Origin of the sequence: Pantoea sp. A4 (assembly GCF_000295955.2) — a bacterium.
Taxonomy (GTDB): Bacteria; Pseudomonadota; Gammaproteobacteria; order Enterobacterales; family Enterobacteriaceae; genus Pantoea; species Pantoea multigeneris.
Genome location: NZ_ALXE01000023.1, coordinates 129795 through 145215, shown reverse-complemented (window position 1 = coordinate 145215; position 15421 = coordinate 129795). Strand labels below are relative to the sequence as shown.

Annotated in this window: 14 protein-coding genes; 3 read left to right on the top strand and 11 right to left on the bottom strand. The window is 54.1% G+C overall.

Features of this window, described 5'->3' with window-relative positions; genetic code table 11:
- Nucleotides 1-936: 936 nt before the first annotated feature.
- The 3 genes from ppk2 to B880_RS26710 all read right to left on the bottom strand — a co-directional run bounded on the left by ppk2 (nt 937) and on the right by B880_RS26710 (nt 3959).
- Nucleotides 937-1851 carry a polyphosphate kinase 2 gene (ppk2, locus tag B880_RS0110555; RefSeq protein ID WP_017347377.1) on the bottom strand — a complete coding sequence of 305 codons (915 nt, stop codon included), beginning with the start codon at nt 1849-1851 and terminating at the stop codon, nt 937-939.
- 27 nt (nt 1852-1878) lie between these two features.
- The gene (locus B880_RS0110550) at nt 1879-3459 is read right to left on the bottom strand and encodes an inorganic phosphate transporter (RefSeq protein WP_017347376.1); all 1581 of its coding nucleotides are present in this window, start codon (nt 3457-3459) and stop codon (nt 1879-1881) included.
- 185 nt (nt 3460-3644) lie between these two features.
- Entirely contained in the window at nt 3645-3959 is a 315-nt protein-coding gene (locus B880_RS26710) for a hypothetical protein (protein WP_157060544.1), read from the bottom strand.
- A gap of 38 nt (nt 3960-3997) precedes the next feature.
- Here B880_RS26710 and B880_RS0110545 point away from each other — a divergent pair, with 38 nt between their 5' ends.
- Nucleotides 3998-5068 carry a porin OmpC gene (locus tag B880_RS0110545; RefSeq protein WP_017347375.1) on the top strand — a complete coding sequence of 357 codons (1071 nt, stop codon included), beginning with the start codon at nt 3998-4000 and terminating at the stop codon, nt 5066-5068.
- A gap of 38 nt (nt 5069-5106) precedes the next feature.
- Here the strand turns inward: B880_RS0110545 and B880_RS0110540 are convergent, their stop codons facing one another.
- The 7 genes from B880_RS0110540 to hutI form a co-directional block, all read right to left on the bottom strand.
- Nucleotides 5107-6357 carry an NAD(P)/FAD-dependent oxidoreductase gene (locus tag B880_RS0110540; RefSeq protein WP_017347374.1) on the bottom strand — a complete coding sequence of 417 codons (1251 nt, stop codon included), beginning with the start codon at nt 6355-6357 and terminating at the stop codon, nt 5107-5109.
- Nucleotides 6358-6705, bottom strand: a complete 348-nt coding sequence (locus B880_RS0110535) for a RidA family protein (RefSeq protein ID WP_017347373.1) — start codon at nt 6703-6705, stop codon at nt 6358-6360.
- A gap of 12 nt (nt 6706-6717) precedes the next feature.
- A complete protein-coding gene (locus B880_RS0110530) occupies nt 6718-8217 on the bottom strand; it encodes an amidase (protein ID WP_017347372.1) in 1500 nt (499 codons plus the stop codon).
- A 3-nt stretch (nt 8218-8220) separates the two neighbouring features.
- The gene (locus B880_RS0110525; RefSeq protein WP_017347371.1) at nt 8221-9447 is read right to left on the bottom strand and encodes an MFS transporter; all 1227 of its coding nucleotides are present in this window, start codon (nt 9445-9447) and stop codon (nt 8221-8223) included.
- A 190-nt stretch (nt 9448-9637) separates the two neighbouring features.
- Nucleotides 9638-10570, bottom strand: coding sequence for a LysR family transcriptional regulator (locus B880_RS0110520; protein WP_026042556.1), 933 nt, complete (start codon nt 10568-10570; stop codon nt 9638-9640).
- A gap of 85 nt (nt 10571-10655) precedes the next feature.
- Entirely contained in the window at nt 10656-11438 is a 783-nt protein-coding gene (hutG, locus tag B880_RS0110515; protein WP_017347369.1) for an N-formylglutamate deformylase, read from the bottom strand.
- On the bottom strand, nt 11435-12652 hold the full coding sequence (gene hutI / locus B880_RS0110510) for an imidazolonepropionase (protein ID WP_017347368.1): 1218 nt from the start codon (nt 12650-12652) through the stop codon (nt 11435-11437). The genes hutG and hutI overlap by 4 nt, the downstream gene beginning before the upstream one ends.
- 72 nt (nt 12653-12724) lie before the next feature.
- On the opposite strand from hutI, the gene B880_RS0110505 reads away from it, so the two are divergent.
- Both B880_RS0110505 and B880_RS0110500 read left to right on the top strand, forming a co-directional pair.
- The gene (locus B880_RS0110505; protein ID WP_017347367.1) at nt 12725-14083 is read left to right on the top strand and encodes a formimidoylglutamate deiminase; all 1359 of its coding nucleotides are present in this window, start codon (nt 12725-12727) and stop codon (nt 14081-14083) included.
- Entirely contained in the window at nt 14080-14619 is a 540-nt protein-coding gene (locus tag B880_RS0110500) for a HutD/Ves family protein (RefSeq protein WP_017347366.1), read from the top strand. The genes B880_RS0110505 and B880_RS0110500 overlap by 4 nt, the downstream gene beginning before the upstream one ends.
- On the opposite strand, the gene hutC is transcribed toward B880_RS0110500, so the two are convergent.
- Nucleotides 14610-15365 (bottom strand): histidine utilization repressor, encoded by a 756-nt coding sequence (gene hutC / locus B880_RS0110495; RefSeq protein ID WP_017347365.1) that lies wholly within the window; start codon nt 15363-15365, stop codon nt 14610-14612. The two genes, B880_RS0110500 and hutC, sit on opposite strands and share 10 nt — an antisense overlap.
- Nucleotides 15366-15421 lie beyond the last annotated feature (56 nt).

The following is a 15421-nucleotide window of genomic DNA, read 5'->3' as shown; positions in this document are numbered from 1 at the left end:
GTAAAGCTCAGATATAACAAGTAGAAACTGGTGCCGCACTGTCGTCTTCCTCTTAGCATCGGGCAACAACCAATAGTATATTTTTCAGATTAAATGTGTCTGAAAAATACAATATTCACAGTGGTGATAATCTTTATTTACATTTTGGTTACGCAACCGTAATAGCTGACGGATTGCCTGCCAGTAAAACTTAGCGAAATAATGATTCAGGTCATGCCCACGATAAGAAAACTTCTGTAAATTATTTTATATTTTCACCAGAGCAAAGGCACTGCAATTATAGGGCGAATTTGTAACAAAAAGAAAATGACTGTTTAATGAATCGAATATTTAATCCCGCACAAATAAACAAATTCAACAAAAAACAATAAATAAAATTACACACCAACCCATTAAAATCATATAGTTAAATGAAACACAGTGCATTGTGTAGCCATGCGAATTAATAAATACAAAGCAAGTAAGGGATAAAAGCGCTAATATCTTACTATTCAGCTGTGTTACAAATTATGGAAATCAACGATTAACAAATGACGCACAATAAGTTAACAATCCCAGATAACGCCCTTTTATTTAACATTTAAAACCCCACGAATTAACACCGGTAACATTGCTGCCTCAGGCCGGTCATTTACAATTAAACCGCGCCAAATTGAATTATCGACCACAAGGTTACTTTTATATTAAATAAAGCAACAACTGTGCGCACATCATGATAACAAATGCGGTTTTAATACAAATCAGCCTGACTATTTACACCTTACCCGGTATTGAGAAGTCATCTGGCAATTAGCTGCATTGAAAATCTGAATCTGACCCGTCACAAGACAGGCAGTGTCTCAATGAGTAAAGGAAGAGAAGAGAAGAGAAGAGAAGAGAAGAGAAGAGAAGAGAAGAGAAGTCCAGATTAGCAGCCACATCCTTGTGGCAACGCTATCAGTAGCAATCGGGGACAATCATGCTGGCAGGCACCGGCTGGCGGGCATAGTCTTCACGATGAATGCGCTCTGGCAGCGTAATACGGCTGCTTTCGCAGCTCTCATACGGCACTTGCTGTAGCAGGTGGGAAATGCAGTTAAGGCGCGCTTTTTTCTTATCAACACCCTGAACAATCCACCACGGCGCTTCTTCTATATTTGTCCGGGCCAGCATCACCTCTTTGGCTTCGGTGTAATCTTCCCAGCGACGGCGGCTCTCCAGATCCATTGGGCTGAGTTTCCACTGTTTAAGCGGATCGTGAATGCGGCTGAGGAAACGTAGTTCCTGCTCTTCATCGGTAATAGAGAACCAGTACTTCACGATCTGAATGCCGCTGCGCGTCAGCATACGTTCGAACTCCGGTACGCTACGGAAGAACTCTTCATACTCCGTTTCGTTACAGAAGCCCATTACCCGCTCCACCCCGGCGCGATTGTACCAGCTGCGGTCAAACAGGACGATTTCGCCCGCTGCAGGCAGATGAGAAACATAGCGCTGGAAATACCACTGGGTTTTCTCGCGATCGTTGGGCGCGGGCAGCGCGGCCACACGGCAGCTACGCGGATTGAGGCGTTGCGTGATGCGCTTGATGACGCCCCCCTTCCCCGCCGCATCGCGTCCTTCAAAGATGATCACCATACGGTGCCCGGTACGCATCACCCACTCTTGCATTTTCACCAGCTCGCCCTGTAAGTGCAGCAGCTCGCGGAAATAGCGTCTGCGCCAGTGTTTTTCTTCACTGCTTTCACTGCTGGCCAACTCTGAGTGACTCTCTTCCAGTTCCAGCTCCAGCGCTTCGTCGTAGCTGTCATAGAATTCTTGCAAAAGGCGCGCGCTGAACATTTCGTTGTAATTAATTTCGTGAGTAGACATCGCTTGTTATCCCTGTCGCAGAAAGAGTTACAGTGTTTCCAGAAGCCAGTACAACGCGGCAGAGAGGATTGCCGCAGCCGGTAATGTCAGTACCCACGCCAGCACCATATTGCGCAACGTCTGCATCTGTAAGCCTGAGCGGTTAGCGGCCATGGTACCGGCAATGCCTGATGAGAGAACGTGGGTGGTAGAGACCGGCAAACCAAACATATCCGCCGCACCAATGGTGCCCATGGCAACCAACTCAGCGCTGGCCCCCTGTGCATAGTTAAGATGGCTCTTGCCAATCTTTTCGCCCAGCGTGGCAACAATGCGACGCCAGCCCACCATCGTTCCCAGTCCGAGCGCCATCGCCACTACGATTTTGACCCAATCAGGAATGAACTGCGTGGTGGTGGTAAGTGCCGATTTCAGTGCGAGCAGGTCTGGCGATAGCATCACTGACTTGTCACTCTGCAAACGTTTGATCGACTCAGAGGTGAGGAACATTGCATTGCGTAAAGCGGTCACGCGTTCCGCTGGCACGTTATCCAGTGAACCCGCCAGGCGCACTTCATTACCCACCATTCCTGCAACCTGGCCGATGGCAGGCAGCACATCAGCAGTACGCATACCGTTACGCAGATAGGTGGTGAGCACGGCTTCGGGCTGCTGCACAGCAGAGGCCGTTTGTAGCTGGGTGCTGACGCGCAGTGCTAGCTGCGGCAGATCCGTGTCCGGCTGAGCACGGTTCAGTGAGTAAGTAACGGGCAGTGTCGCGACTAAAATCAGCATGATCAGCCCCATCCCTTTTTGCCCGTCATTGGAACCGTGGGCAAAAGAGACACCGGTGCAGGTGAGAATCATCAGCCCACGTATCCAAACTGGTGGAGGGGTATTCCCGGTAGGCGTCTGGTGCAGTTTTTTGTTTTTAATGAATTTTTTCACCAGCAGCAGCAGCACGGCCGCACAGACAAAGCCCACCACCGGTGAGACGATCAGTGAATAACCAATGTTCATCGCCTGGCCCCAGTTCACCCCACTGGCCGCACTTCTCCCGTGTAACATCGCATTGGCAACGCCCACGCCAATGATTGAGCCAATCAGCGTATGTGAAGACGAGGCGGGCAAGCCGAGCCACCAGGTGCCGAGGTTCCACAGAATCGCTGAGAACAGCAGCGCATAGATCATGGCAAAACTGTTGCTACTTCCCGCTTGCAGAATCAGTTCGACCGGCAGCAGCGAGATGATGCCAAACGCAACCGCACCACTGGAGAGCAGTACGCCAAGAAAATTGAACACCCCAGACCAGACCACCGCGACGGTAGGCGGTAAAGAGTGGGTATAAATAACCGTTGCAACTGCATTGGCGGTGTCATGAAAACCATTAACAAACTCAAAGCCTAAAGCCACGAGTAGCGCAACGCCTAACAGCACAAACGGCACGTAACTGGTGAACTCAGCGCCGCTGTTGCTAACGTCGTTTAATACGCTGAATCCTGCATAGATGCACCCGGCGAGTAGCAGGGTAATAAACAGCACCAGCATACGTTTGCGGCCTGGGGCGGTGGGTGTATCAAGCGGGGAAGCATTCAGTGGCAAGGGTTGAGTGGAGATGTAATCGCTCATCAGGGAATTTCCTATAAACCTCAAAAGCAGCATTAAGCACAACGATTTGTGTTACCAAACTATAAAAGTTTTATGTCAGTTATATGACAGCAAGAAGAAAAACCACTCTTTGCCAAAATCGGATTTACACCATAACTCCATGAGATAACAGTATTTAGCACTCCTTAATCAGCTTAAATCAGTGGTTATAATCCAAAAGAATTACTTATGGATAACAAGCCACTGATTTTCTGCTGTCTTTTTACTGTCACAAAACCTTCTTTCTGCCTTAACTTTGTGCAGATCGCACTAAAAACACACACCCCTCTCTCCCCGATACTTAAACGGTATTTTTTGGTGCAACCGCTCAAACCCTGGCCCTGATTTGCACCAGCGTAGCCTTGCCTTTTTAACAAAGCTTCGCCGTTAAAATTGAAATTATCAAAGCCGCTGATTCCTGATAATAAATAGGCAGGCGATAAAACTTTTACTCCAACGCCAATTCGCAAACATAACAACATATCTGCAACATCGCAGACTTTTCCGGACGAGGGAAATAATGAAAAAAGCAGTGGTGATCGCTGCGCTGGCGCTGTTATCCGAAGGCGCTAATGCGGCAACTATTTATAATACCGATGGCAACAAACTTGATTTATACGGCAGTATTCGTGGCCGTCACTACTTCAGCCAGAAAGCCAGCCAGGATGGTGATTTCACCTATATGCGCTTCGGTTTTAAGGGACAAACCAAAATTAATGATGCGATCACCGGCTATGGCCAGTGGGAATATCAGGCTCAGGCCAATAAAGCGGAGTCCGAAGGCAATAGCTCGGACCGAACCCGTCTTGGCTTTGCGGGCCTGAATTTTGGCCGCTGGGGATCGATTGATTATGGTCGAAACTACGGTGTCTATTACGATTTGGCCGCCATTACCGATCTGGCCCCCATTTATGACATCCTCACCGACAGCAACGTGGATAATTTCCTGACTGGCCGTGGCAATAACCTGCTGACTTATCGCAACAAAAACGGTTTTGGCCTGAGCGACAAAGTGATTGTTGCGTTGCAGTATCAGGGGGCTAACGGCGTGGGCGAAAATAACAGTAGCCGCAGTGCTTATGCCGCCAACGGCGACGGTTATGGTGCTAGCCTGGAGTGGGATGTTACCGATGATTTCGCCTTACTGGCGGCCGGGGCCAGCTCCAAACGCACCGCCCAGCAAAATGCGTTAGCCCTGGGTGATGGCCAGCGGGCAGATATCTGGGGCGTAGGCTTTAAATACACACCGGGGGCATTTTATCTTGCGGCCAAATATGCTCAGGCCAGTAACATGACGCTGATCAGTGGTTATGGATTCGCCAATAAAACGCAGAATTTTGAGATCTATAGCCAATACTCGTTTGCCAATGGCATCGTGCCGTCACTTGGCTATTTCGTGTCGAAGGGACAGGATATTGAAGGCTATGGCGATGTTGATCTGTTGAAATATGTGGATGCATCTCTGCGCTACTATTTCAATAAAAACATGTCAGTGTACAGTGATTATCGCATCAACCTACTGGATAAAAATACGCCGTTTGGCATCCTGACGGACGATACGGTTGGTTTGGGTATCACCTATCAGTTCTGATAAAACAGCAGCGGCGCACTTTGCGCCGCTGTGTTCGTTTAGAAACGTCGCGCCGGGCTAAACGGAGCCATTTCTATGGCACTGCGTTCACCCGTCATCAGCTGTGCCAATAACATCCCGGTCGCTGGCCCCAGGGTAAAGCCCTGATGCCCGTGACCAAAGGCACACCACATCCCCGGCTTACCCGGCACTGCACCGATTAACGGCTTCATATCCGGCAGGCAAGGACGTGCGCCTTTCCACGGCTGCGGCTCGACGGCTGAGCCTAAAGAGACCAGCGAGCGAGCGATCGGCTCAACGGCAGACAGCTGGGTCGGCGTTGCGGGTGCATCAATATGCGTCAGCTCTGCGCCGGTAGTAATACGCACACCACGCGCCATCGGTGCCAGCAGATAACCGCGCTCTTCATCCAACATCCAGTGCTGCAACGGATGCGGTGAATCATCACGGAAATGCTGATGATAGCCACGCTTCACAAACAGCGGCGGGCGGAAACCAAAATCGCCCGTCAACTGTGTACTCCACGGTCCAAGCGCTACCACCACCTGACGCGCAGAAACCCACTCACCGCTGGCCGTCTGGACTTGCCAGCCGCCATCAGGCAACGGGCGCAACGTGGTAGCATCACCCCGTAATTCGGTGGCGCCACGCTGGAACAACAGCCTGGCATACGCTTTCACTAAATCACCGGGATCGCGTACGGTCAGAGGATCGGTCCAGTGAATGGCCCCGCTCAACCGCTCACGCAATGCAGGCTCTTGCGCCTGGAGCTGTGCGCCATCCAGCTTACGGTGGTTAACCCCTAACGCGGTGAGCTTATCGGCATCGGCAAACGCTTCATCACGGCGCTTATCGCTGCGGAACAGCATCAGCCAGCCCCGCTTACCCAGCAGATGCTGTGCATTGGCGTCGGCTAACAGGCTTTCGTGAGTTTCCAGAGACAAAGCAATCAGTGAGGCATAAGCGGCCGCAATCGGTTGATACGCGGCGTCTGCAGAGTTGCGGTAGTAACGCAGCAGCGGCGACAGTAGCGCAGGCACCGCTCGCGCATGGTAACGCACATCCAGCCGCAGGTTGCCCGCAACACTCAACAACGTACTCAATTCACGCGGAAAACGATAAGGATGTACCGCTTCACGCTGAATAATCCCGGCATTACCGTAGGAGGTCTCTTCGCCAGGATTGCGTCGATCCAGCAGCGCGACATCCAGCCCGCGCTGCTGCAAATGCAGCGCACAGCTCACGCCCACCATGCCAGCACCTAATACCAACACATCGTGCTTCATCATTTACTCCGCTGCGGGCTTCTGAGCCACGACGGTAATCTCTAACAACGCATCCGGTAAGACCAGACCCGCCAACACCGTTGTACGCACCGGCAAAGGTGCGCTAAACCACTTCGCATAGGCCTCATTGAACGGAGCAAATTGCGCTGCATCAGTCAGATAAACGGTACAGGAGATAACATCCGCCAGCGTACAACCTTCCCCGGCAAGCGTAGCCTGTACGCGTTGCAGAATGCGGTCGGTCTGATGGGTGATATCAGGCACCAGGCTGCCATCCTCTTCAAAGCCAATCTCGCCGGAAAGCCACACCAGTGAACCTGACTCACGTACTTTGGCAAAAGGTAAATTCATGTCTTAACTCGCTTATTGTCCGAGGGGGAGATAAAAATCGGGCATGGTGGCGATCGGCTGCGCACCACGTAACATCGCCATGTCGGGCACAGGCCGTGCCAACTCCGGCTCTTGCTTAAGTTTCTGTTCCAGCGCTTTCGCCACGCGCAGGACACCTGCGTCATCGCCGCGTTTGCCGATGATCTGTAAACCAAACGGCATCCCGTTGTGGTCACGTCCCACGGGCAGTGACAGTGAAGGTAATCCCCCCAACGACGTCACGTAGGCCAGCGCCAGCCAGTGATAATAGGTGCGCGTCGCCTGACCATTGATCTCTTTAGGATAGAGTTCCGTCCAGGGGCGCGGCGAAATGGTCACTGCCGGTGAAACCATATAATCGAAGTCATTGAAGAACGCAGCCCAGCGGCGGAACAGTTGCGTCTGTAAATCCAGCCCGCGTGCGATATCCTGCGCGCTGTACCGCAGGCCTTCTTCAACATTCATCCGGACATTTTCACCCACCTGCTGCGGATCTTGTTGATACAACTCGCGCGTGGCAGTGAGGAACATCAGTGAACGCAGCGTCTCAAACGCTTCGTTGCAGCCGGTACAATCTGGCGTAGCCTGTTCAGCGGAGGCAAACAGCGGCGCAATATGTTGCATCTTATGCTGGAAGCTGTCGGCCACGGCGGTTTCGGTCGGTGCAAAGCCAAAATCACTGCTGTAAGCAAGGCGCAGTGAAGAGAGATCGCTGCCTGCCAGCGGGAAAAACTCTTCCGGCTGACGTAACTGGCGGCCCGGCACCACGTGGGAGAGCGGATCGCGCGCATCTTCCCCCGCCATGACGCTGAACATCAGTGCTGCATCATCTACCGTGCGCCCCATTGGGCCAAGCGTAGAGATCTGCAACCAGGCACAACCACGTTTTTCCGCCGGAATCATCCCTGGTGTTGGACGAAAACCTACGATGCCATTGAAGGCTGCGGGATTACGCAGCGAACCGCCAGTATCAGAACCTGTTGCCAGTGAAACCATTCCGCAGGCCAGTGCCGCCGCAGAGCCCCCGGAGGAGCCAGCAGCAGAGCGGGTGGTATCAAAGGGGTTCCCGGTGGTGCCATATACCGCATTGCGCGAGTTACCGCCCGCACCCCATTCAGGCACGTTGGTCTTCCCGACAATGTTAGCGCCAGCAGCACGCAGCACCGCCACCAGCCGTTCATCTTTGCCTGCCAGATTATCGCGTTTGGCAATACTGCCGAAGGTGGTAGGCAGTCCAGCTGCGTCGATCATATCTTTCACACCCAGCGGCAGCCCATGCAGCGGGCCAAGCGGCTCTCCCCGCAACACAGCTTTATCCTGCTCTGCCGCCGCTGCGCGTGCGGCGCTGAAATCGCAGGCGACCATCGCGTTAACCGCGGGGTTCACAGCCTCAATCCGGGTAATACAGCTCTCCAGTAACTCACTGGGAGCAATACTTTTTTCGCCAATCAGCCGCCGGGCTTCCGTTGCAGAGAGGTCGCATAAGCTATTCATATCTCATCCTTCTTTGTTTAGTGACGTCAGCGTGACAGGCTCATGTACCGTCTTTGAGGTGCGAATGGTCAGGCTAATCACACTGGAGAACGCAGCCGCCCCCATCAAGAACAGGAATGCGGAACCGAAACTGAAGTACTGCACCATCAGACCAATCCCCAGCGGGGCGATAAAGCCCGCCGCCTGGCCACCAAAGTTGATGATGCCAATCCCGGTGCCAATCATGCGTGGTGCCAAAATTTTGGTGGGCAGCGCAACCGCAACCGCCAGCACAAAGGATTTAAAGAAATAGGTGAATGACTGCGCCACAATAAGCCCCGTCAGGCTTTCAGCGCGATACATGCAGCCGATGGAAATCGCGGTAAATAGTGCGCTGAACAGCAACATCATATTCTCGCGGCCATTGAAGAACTTCACCATCACCCAACCGCCAATCGCAGTGGCAATGCCTGCCATCAGATAGGGGATCGGCAGAAGCACACCCACGGCTTTCAGGTCGAGGTGACGCTCCTTCATCAGATACACCGGCATCCAGGAATCCAGGCCTTTATTAATTAAGCTCAGACCAAACCAGGCGGCAGCAATCTTCCACAACAGCGGATGCTTCAATACCTCGCGCATGTCTTTAAAATTGATACGCTCCCTGCTGCTGGCGCTGTTTACCGCGGTATTGCGCACCGTCAGGCTATATATCAGAACAAACACCAGCCCCAAAATCCCAATTAGCATAAAGCTATGACGCCACTGGAAATTCAACAGCAGTGGCGCAATCAGCAAGGGAGCAATCATGCTGCCGACATAGTTTGAGGAGACCAGCAGAGAGGTAATTTTCGGTTTTTGCGTGGCAGGATAGTTCTCTGCGGCATTCTTAATCGCCGCCGAAGGGAAGGCGCCCTCACCAAGACCAAACAGTAAGCGGATCAGTATCAGCGAAGCCAGCGAACCGGCAAAACCGGTCAACATAGTGAACAGCGACCATAATCCAATTGCCATGATCACGACATACTTAGCACCGAAGCGATCCGCCAGCCAGCCACCAGGCAGCTGCATCAGCCAGAAGCCAAAATAGAAGACACTCAGTACCAGGCCTAACTCAGACGGCGAGAGGTTTAGCTCAGCGGTGATGGCTGGCGCACCCATACTTAATACAACACGGTCAATAAAGGCGATACACCAGGCTACATACAATAAAAACAGGACCCAGTGTTTATAATGAGATGAAGGCCGCATGGAGATTCCTCGATACCGGAGAGAAACAGGATAATTTCATCCTATCCCCGCGGCATCTTTATCACCAATTCAACTTTTACACGATATCGATATCAAAAAAGCAAAGATAACCCCATGATAAGTCATTATTATCTTTAGCCCGAAATAACAGCGAAAAATATCCCATCCACTGCGATAAAATAAGAAAAAGTTATGGCAATGCGGCAACCATTATTCTGTCCTGTTCCATTTCCCGCATAAAATGATCGATAAACACATTCACCGCTTTCGGTAAACTGCGCCCGGCCAGGGTGTTGAGCTCAATATTGATGCCATTAAGATCCTGGCCAATCAGCGGCACGGCTTTGAGTTGGTGATAGCGCACATGTTCACGTACCGTCAGTTCCGAAGCGACCACCACGCCCTGCTCATAGCGGGCAAAAGCCAGCAGTGCGCTGATCGAGTTGGTTTCAAACACCGGCGCAAAATGAAGCCCCTGACGGCTGCAACAGGCATCAATCAAACGCCGCATCATAATCGGCCTTTCAGGCAACCCCAGAGGATACCCAGCCAGCTGCGAGAGTTGCAGCATGTGACGCTGAGCCAGTACGTGATCCGGCTGCATCACCGCCACCAGCCGTGACTGCATACGCCAGGCAACGTGAATATTCTCTTCCGGCTTTTGGCTAAACGTCAGGCCAATATCACTCTCCCCTTCACGCAAACGGCGCACGATATCTTCAGCATGGGTGACGTGTAAACGGAACTGAATATCAGGATAGTGGTGACGAAAAGAGGCGATCATCTGCGGCAGCAGATCAACGCTAAACCCCGCAGAGCTATCGATGCGCACTTCACCTTTACGTAATCCCCCGAGTTCCGCCAACTCATGCAGCACCTTTTCGCTCTCTAACTGGCTGCGAATCGCCCAGGCCGCAAGCAATTCACCGGCGGCCGTCGGGATCATGCCCTCTTTGCGCCGCTCAAACAGCACTTCTCCTAACCTGTCTTCCAGACCGCTGATTTGCCGACTGATGGCCGAGGCCGCAACGTTCAGCTTCTGTGCCGCAAGGCTGAGTGAACCACTGCGCACCACTTCGAGAAAGTAGCGCACCGCATTATCCTGGAGATAGCGAGCTTTCAAGGTCAGTTACCGATAATTCAGGGGGGAAGGCAGTGATAACACAGAAAAACCGCCGCAGGCAATCGCGGCGGCAAGTCAGTCCCGGCTACGCTTGCGCTAACATCGCCTGCAACAGCTGTTTCAGCACACGCTTTAATTCCGCCGCGCGCTCCGCGCGGTAGGTGAAGGGTGGAGTTTCATCCATATAGTTCAGCTGGGCCAGTTCAATCTGCACTGCCTGCTGCTGCTGGGCTGGCGAGCCATGGTGGCGGGTGATGTGTCCACCTTTGAAGCGCCCATTCAGCACCCAGCTAAACGCGTTCTGTTCACCGCACACTGCACACATCGCCGCACTGATCGCCGGATCGCAGCTACGGCCATCGTTAGTCCCGATATTAATATCCGGCAGCGGCCCGTCAAACAAACGGGGAATAACCGAAGCGATCGAGTGCGCATCATATAAAAATGCCTGACCGTGCAAGGCTTTCAGGCGGGACAATTCACTGGCGATTTGCTGGTGATAAGGCTGCCAAATCTGTTCGATATAGCGCTGGCGGGTAGCGCTATCCGGTGCCTGGCCGGGATGGAATACGGGTCGACCATCAAACAACGTCTCTGGAAACAGCCCAGTCGTGGCGGTGGTATACAGCGGGGTATCATCCGCTGGGCGATTCAGATCAACTACGAAACGCGAATAGTTAGCCACCAGCAAGCTGGCTCCCAGCTCCTCGGCAAAGTCATATAACAGAGGCAGATGCCAGTCGGTATCGGGTAATACAGCGGCTTCCGCCGTTAAACCACGCTCAACCTCCGGCGTTAGCTGGGTACCGGCATGGGGAATGCTCACCAACAGGGGCTGCGTGCCTTGTTTAAAATAAAACGGTTTCATCGGATCACTCCTCGATAAACGGTGCGACAAGGCAGCGTACCACCCAGCCAGTAAGCCAGTTCCGCCGGATGCGCCAGCGGCCAGTGGACGAAGTTGGCGATTTTTCCCACCTCCAGCGAACCCAGACTCTGCGCTAAACCCAGCGCCTGAGCAGCATGGATCGTGACCCCTGCCAGCGCCTCTTCCGGCGTCAGACCAAACAGCGTACAGCCCATATTAAGCATCAGTCGCAGAGAAAGTGCGGGCGAGGTTCCGGGGTTACTGTCGCTGGCCAGTGCCATTGGCACGCCATAACGGCGGAACATCGCCACAGGCGGCGACTGCTTTTCTCGCAGCAGATAAAACGCCCCCGGCAGCAACACCGCCACCGTGCCGCTGGCGGCCATCGCTGCGACATCCGCTTCGGTGGCATATTCCAGATGATCGGCAGAGAGTGCGGCATAACGCGCCGCGAGGCTGCTTCCGCCCAGGGCCGAAAGTTGTTCCGCGTGAAGTTTCACCGGCAGCCCCAGCCGCTGCGCGGCTTGAAAAACCTGTTCCACCTGTACGGGTGAAAACGCCAGATGCTCGCAAAAGGCATCCACCGCATCAATCAGGCCGAGTGCCTGCGCCTGGGGCAGAATTTGCTCACAAATCAGCGTAATCCAACCCTCTGGATTATCGCGAAACTCCGGTGGGACGGCATGGGCGGCCAGGCAGGTGGTCACCACATCGATCCTCTCCCGCTCACCAAGCTCCCTGGCCGCCAGTAACATGCGCAGTTCCGCGTCAAGGCTCAGACCATAGCCCGATTTTATCTCTACGGTGGTCACCCCTTCGGCCAGCAGATGCGCCAGACGCTGGCGGGCGCTGCTCACCAGTTCAGCGACGCTGGCATTACGGGTCGCCTGCACCGTGGAGAGAATACCGCCGCCCTGGGCCGCGATTTCGCTGTAACTCACCCCATTCAGGCGCTGCTCAAACTCCGCACTGCGATCGCCACCGTAGATCAGATGGGTATGACAGTCGATCAACCCCGGCGTCACGATCCCGCCCGCCAGTTGATGCGTGGTTGCTGCCTGGAGAGTAACGGCTTCGGCCTGCGGCCCGATCGCCACGATCTTATCGCCCGTTACGGCGATAAATCCTTGTTTTATCGTGTGATAGCGCCCGGCACGCAGGGTCACGATATCGGCGCCGATCCACAGGCTGTCACAGTGCTGTTGCGCTGCCATAACACCTCTTGATTTACAGAATTCGTCAAAGTATGTATATGTATATACAAGCACGCTCACCAAGGATCAACCATGTTACGCTTTTTTATTGCCCAGGCGCTGCTGGGGGAAAAATGGCAACACAACGTCACGCTTGAGGTTAACGATCGGGGTGTGATCGCCGCGATCATCCCGGATAGCGAACCTGGGGATGCCACCCAGCTTAATGGGGCGATGATCCCCGCCATGACCAATGTGCATTCGCACGCTTTCCAGCGCGCGATGGCCGGGCTAACGGAAATTGCCGGTGATCCACAGGACAGTTTCTGGACCTGGCGTGAGCAGATGTACCGGCTGGTGGGCCGCCTGACGCCGGAGCAAGTGGGCGTCATTGCCCGTCATCTCTACTGTGACCTGTTGCGCGGTGGCTATACGCAAGTGGCGGAATTTCACTATCTGCATCACGATCTTTCAGGCCTTCCTTACGCGCAAGATGAGATGCTGCAACAGCTGCTGGCAGCCGCTGTAGATAGTGGGATCGGGCAGACACTGCTGCCGGTCCTCTACAGCTATGCCGGATTTGGCGCACAACCGCCGCAACCGGCACAGCGGCGTTTTATCCAGAGCAGCGATCAGTATCTGGCGCAGCAAGATCGTCTGGCGCATCTTATTACCCCCCACCCGTTAATCAATCGCGGACTCTGTTTCCACTCACTGCGCGCCGTCAGCGAAAGTCAGATCGCTCAGGTGCTCAGCGCCAGTGCAGCCGATCTTCCGGTCCATATTCACGTCGCTGAGCAGCAAAAAGAGGTGGATGACTGCCTCGCCTGGAGCGGACAGCGCCCGGTGGAGTGGCTGCTGGACCACGTAGACGTGGATGCTCGCTGGTGCCTGATTCACGCGACCCATATGACACCGCCAGAGATTGAGCGTCTGGCGCGAAGCCAGGCGGTCGCTGGGCTGTGCCCCACCACGGAAGCCAACCTTGGCGACGGTATTTTTCCCGCCACGGCGTATCTCGCCGCCCAAGGCCGCTGGGGTATTGGTTCCGACAGTCACGTTTCACTGAGTGCGCTGGAAGAGTTACGCTGGCTGGAGTACGCCCAGCGCCTACGTGATTGTCGCCGTAACCGTCTGACGAGCAGCGCTACACCCGGCGTGGGTAACTTACTGTGGCAGCAAGCCGCACAGGGCGGCGCGCAGGCCTGTGGTCTGGCACTGGGTAAGTTGGCGGTGGGTTATCGTGCTGACTGGCTGCTGTTAGATGACGCCGCCTGGTTTAGTGACTGCTCCGATGAACAGCGGTTAAATCGCTGGCTGTTCGCCGGAGATAGCCGCCAGATTCGCGATGTTTTCGTGGCGGGTAAGCAGGTCATTCATCAAGGCCAACACCGGAATGATGAACAGAATGCACAGCAACTCCGCACGGTGATGCAGGCATTAAACTCATGAAAAAGCGCTATAGCGTCAATAGCCTGCCAGTAACACCGTGGAAAAACGGCGGCGGCGAAACCCGTGAAATTATCGCGATTCCCAGCCCCCAGGCAGAGTTTAGCTGGCGAGCCAGCATCGCCACGCTTAGCCAGAGTGGCCCTTTTTCCTCTTTTCCCGGTGTGGATCGCACCATTACGTTACTGAGCGGCAGCGAAGTCACGCTGGAGATTGACCAGCAACCACGGCGTTTACGCCAGTGGCAGCCCGTGGCGTTTGCAGGTGAGCAAAGCGTGTTTTGCCACGTCGGCACTGAGCCCAGCCAGGATTTTAATATTATGGTGGCGCGGGCTGAATACCGCGCAGAGGTCAGCGTCACTGCCGCTGCGGCTACAGCGACGGAAGGGGTTTGTCTGGTACTCAGGGGGCGCTGGCGAGCAGGAGATGACCAGCTAGCGCCCGCAGAGGGGATCTACTGGCGCGGCCAGCGGGTGACGCTGGAGCCTGATTCAGAGCAGGCAATGCTGCTTTTCGTCGCCTTAATTCCTCAACCGTGACCGCGAAATTTACCCAAAAGCTTATAGCGCGTTCCCGGATAGAGCAGACGGGCGTAGGTCACCACCTTGCCGTCGCTCCACGTCTGACGGCGGATCAGCAAACACGGCTCGCGATCGTCAATCATCAGCGCTTTTTGCTGCTGGCGATCGGGCATCACCGCTTCAACCACATGTTCACCCGCCGACAACGGAGCAACGTTCATCAGATAGGTATACGGCGTTTCCTGCTCATAATCATGTTGCAGGTACTCCGGTGCCATTAGTGGGTTCACCAGTCGATCTTCCAGCTGTACCGGCACATCATTCTCATAATGCACAATCACCGAGTGAAAAGCTTTCTGCCCGCTGGTGAGCCCTAACAGCGCTGCCTCTTCGGGGTCCGCTTTCACTTCGACCAGGCGCAGGACTTTACTGCTGTGTTTGTGTCCGCGTGAGCGAATTTCTTCAGCGATATTATGCACTTCCAGCATGGCGGTATAGCCTTTGCTTTCGGCGACAAACGTTCCTACCCCCTGCATGCGCATCAAAAAGCCTTCGCTGGTCAGTTCACGCAGCGCACGGTTGATGGTCATGCGGCTCACGCCCAGCTCATTCACCAACTCACTCTCTGACGGTACGCGCTGATGGGCTTTCCACACCCCCTGGCGAATCTGACTGATGATCGCCTGCTTAACACGCAGATAAATGGGCGCAGGCTGATCGCCCATGGCGGCGGCTAACTGAGAAACGGCGGACGGCCCGGTCATAGAGGGTTCCTTCTGTGAATGAAGCGCTAGTGTACCCACTGGCCGAATAGCTGTAT

Bases quoted from the DNA above. Each gene is read 5' to 3' on its own strand.
- B880_RS0110545 (WP_017347375.1), top strand. From the start codon at position 3,998: ATGAAAAAAGCAGTGGTGATCGCTGCGCTGGCGCTGTTATCCGAAGGC.
- B880_RS0110505 (WP_017347367.1), top strand. From the start codon at position 12,725: ATGTTACGCTTTTTTATTGCCCAGGCGCTGCTGGGGGAAAAATGGCAA.
- B880_RS0110525 (WP_017347371.1), bottom strand. From the start codon at position 9,447: ATGCGGCCTTCATCTCATTATAAACACTGGGTCCTGTTTTTATTGTAT.
- B880_RS0110540 (WP_017347374.1), bottom strand. From the start codon at position 6,357: ATGATGAAGCACGATGTGTTGGTATTAGGTGCTGGCATGGTGGGCGTG.
- hutG (WP_017347369.1), bottom strand. From the start codon at position 11,438: ATGAAACCGTTTTATTTTAAACAAGGCACGCAGCCCCTGTTGGTGAGC.
- B880_RS26710 (WP_157060544.1), bottom strand. From the start codon at position 3,959: ATGTTGTTATGTTTGCGAATTGGCGTTGGAGTAAAAGTTTTATCGCCT.
- ppk2 (WP_017347377.1), bottom strand. From the start codon at position 1,851: ATGTCTACTCACGAAATTAATTACAACGAAATGTTCAGCGCGCGCCTT.
- hutI (WP_017347368.1), bottom strand. From the start codon at position 12,652: ATGGCAGCGCAACAGCACTGTGACAGCCTGTGGATCGGCGCCGATATC.
- B880_RS0110530 (WP_017347372.1), bottom strand. From the start codon at position 8,217: ATGAATAGCTTATGCGACCTCTCTGCAACGGAAGCCCGGCGGCTGATT.
- B880_RS0110500 (WP_017347366.1), top strand. From the start codon at position 14,080: ATGAAAAAGCGCTATAGCGTCAATAGCCTGCCAGTAACACCGTGGAAA.
- hutC (WP_017347365.1), bottom strand. From the start codon at position 15,365: ATGACCGGGCCGTCCGCCGTTTCTCAGTTAGCCGCCGCCATGGGCGAT.
- B880_RS0110535 (WP_017347373.1), bottom strand. From the start codon at position 6,705: ATGAATTTACCTTTTGCCAAAGTACGTGAGTCAGGTTCACTGGTGTGG.
- B880_RS0110550 (WP_017347376.1), bottom strand. From the start codon at position 3,459: ATGAGCGATTACATCTCCACTCAACCCTTGCCACTGAATGCTTCCCCG.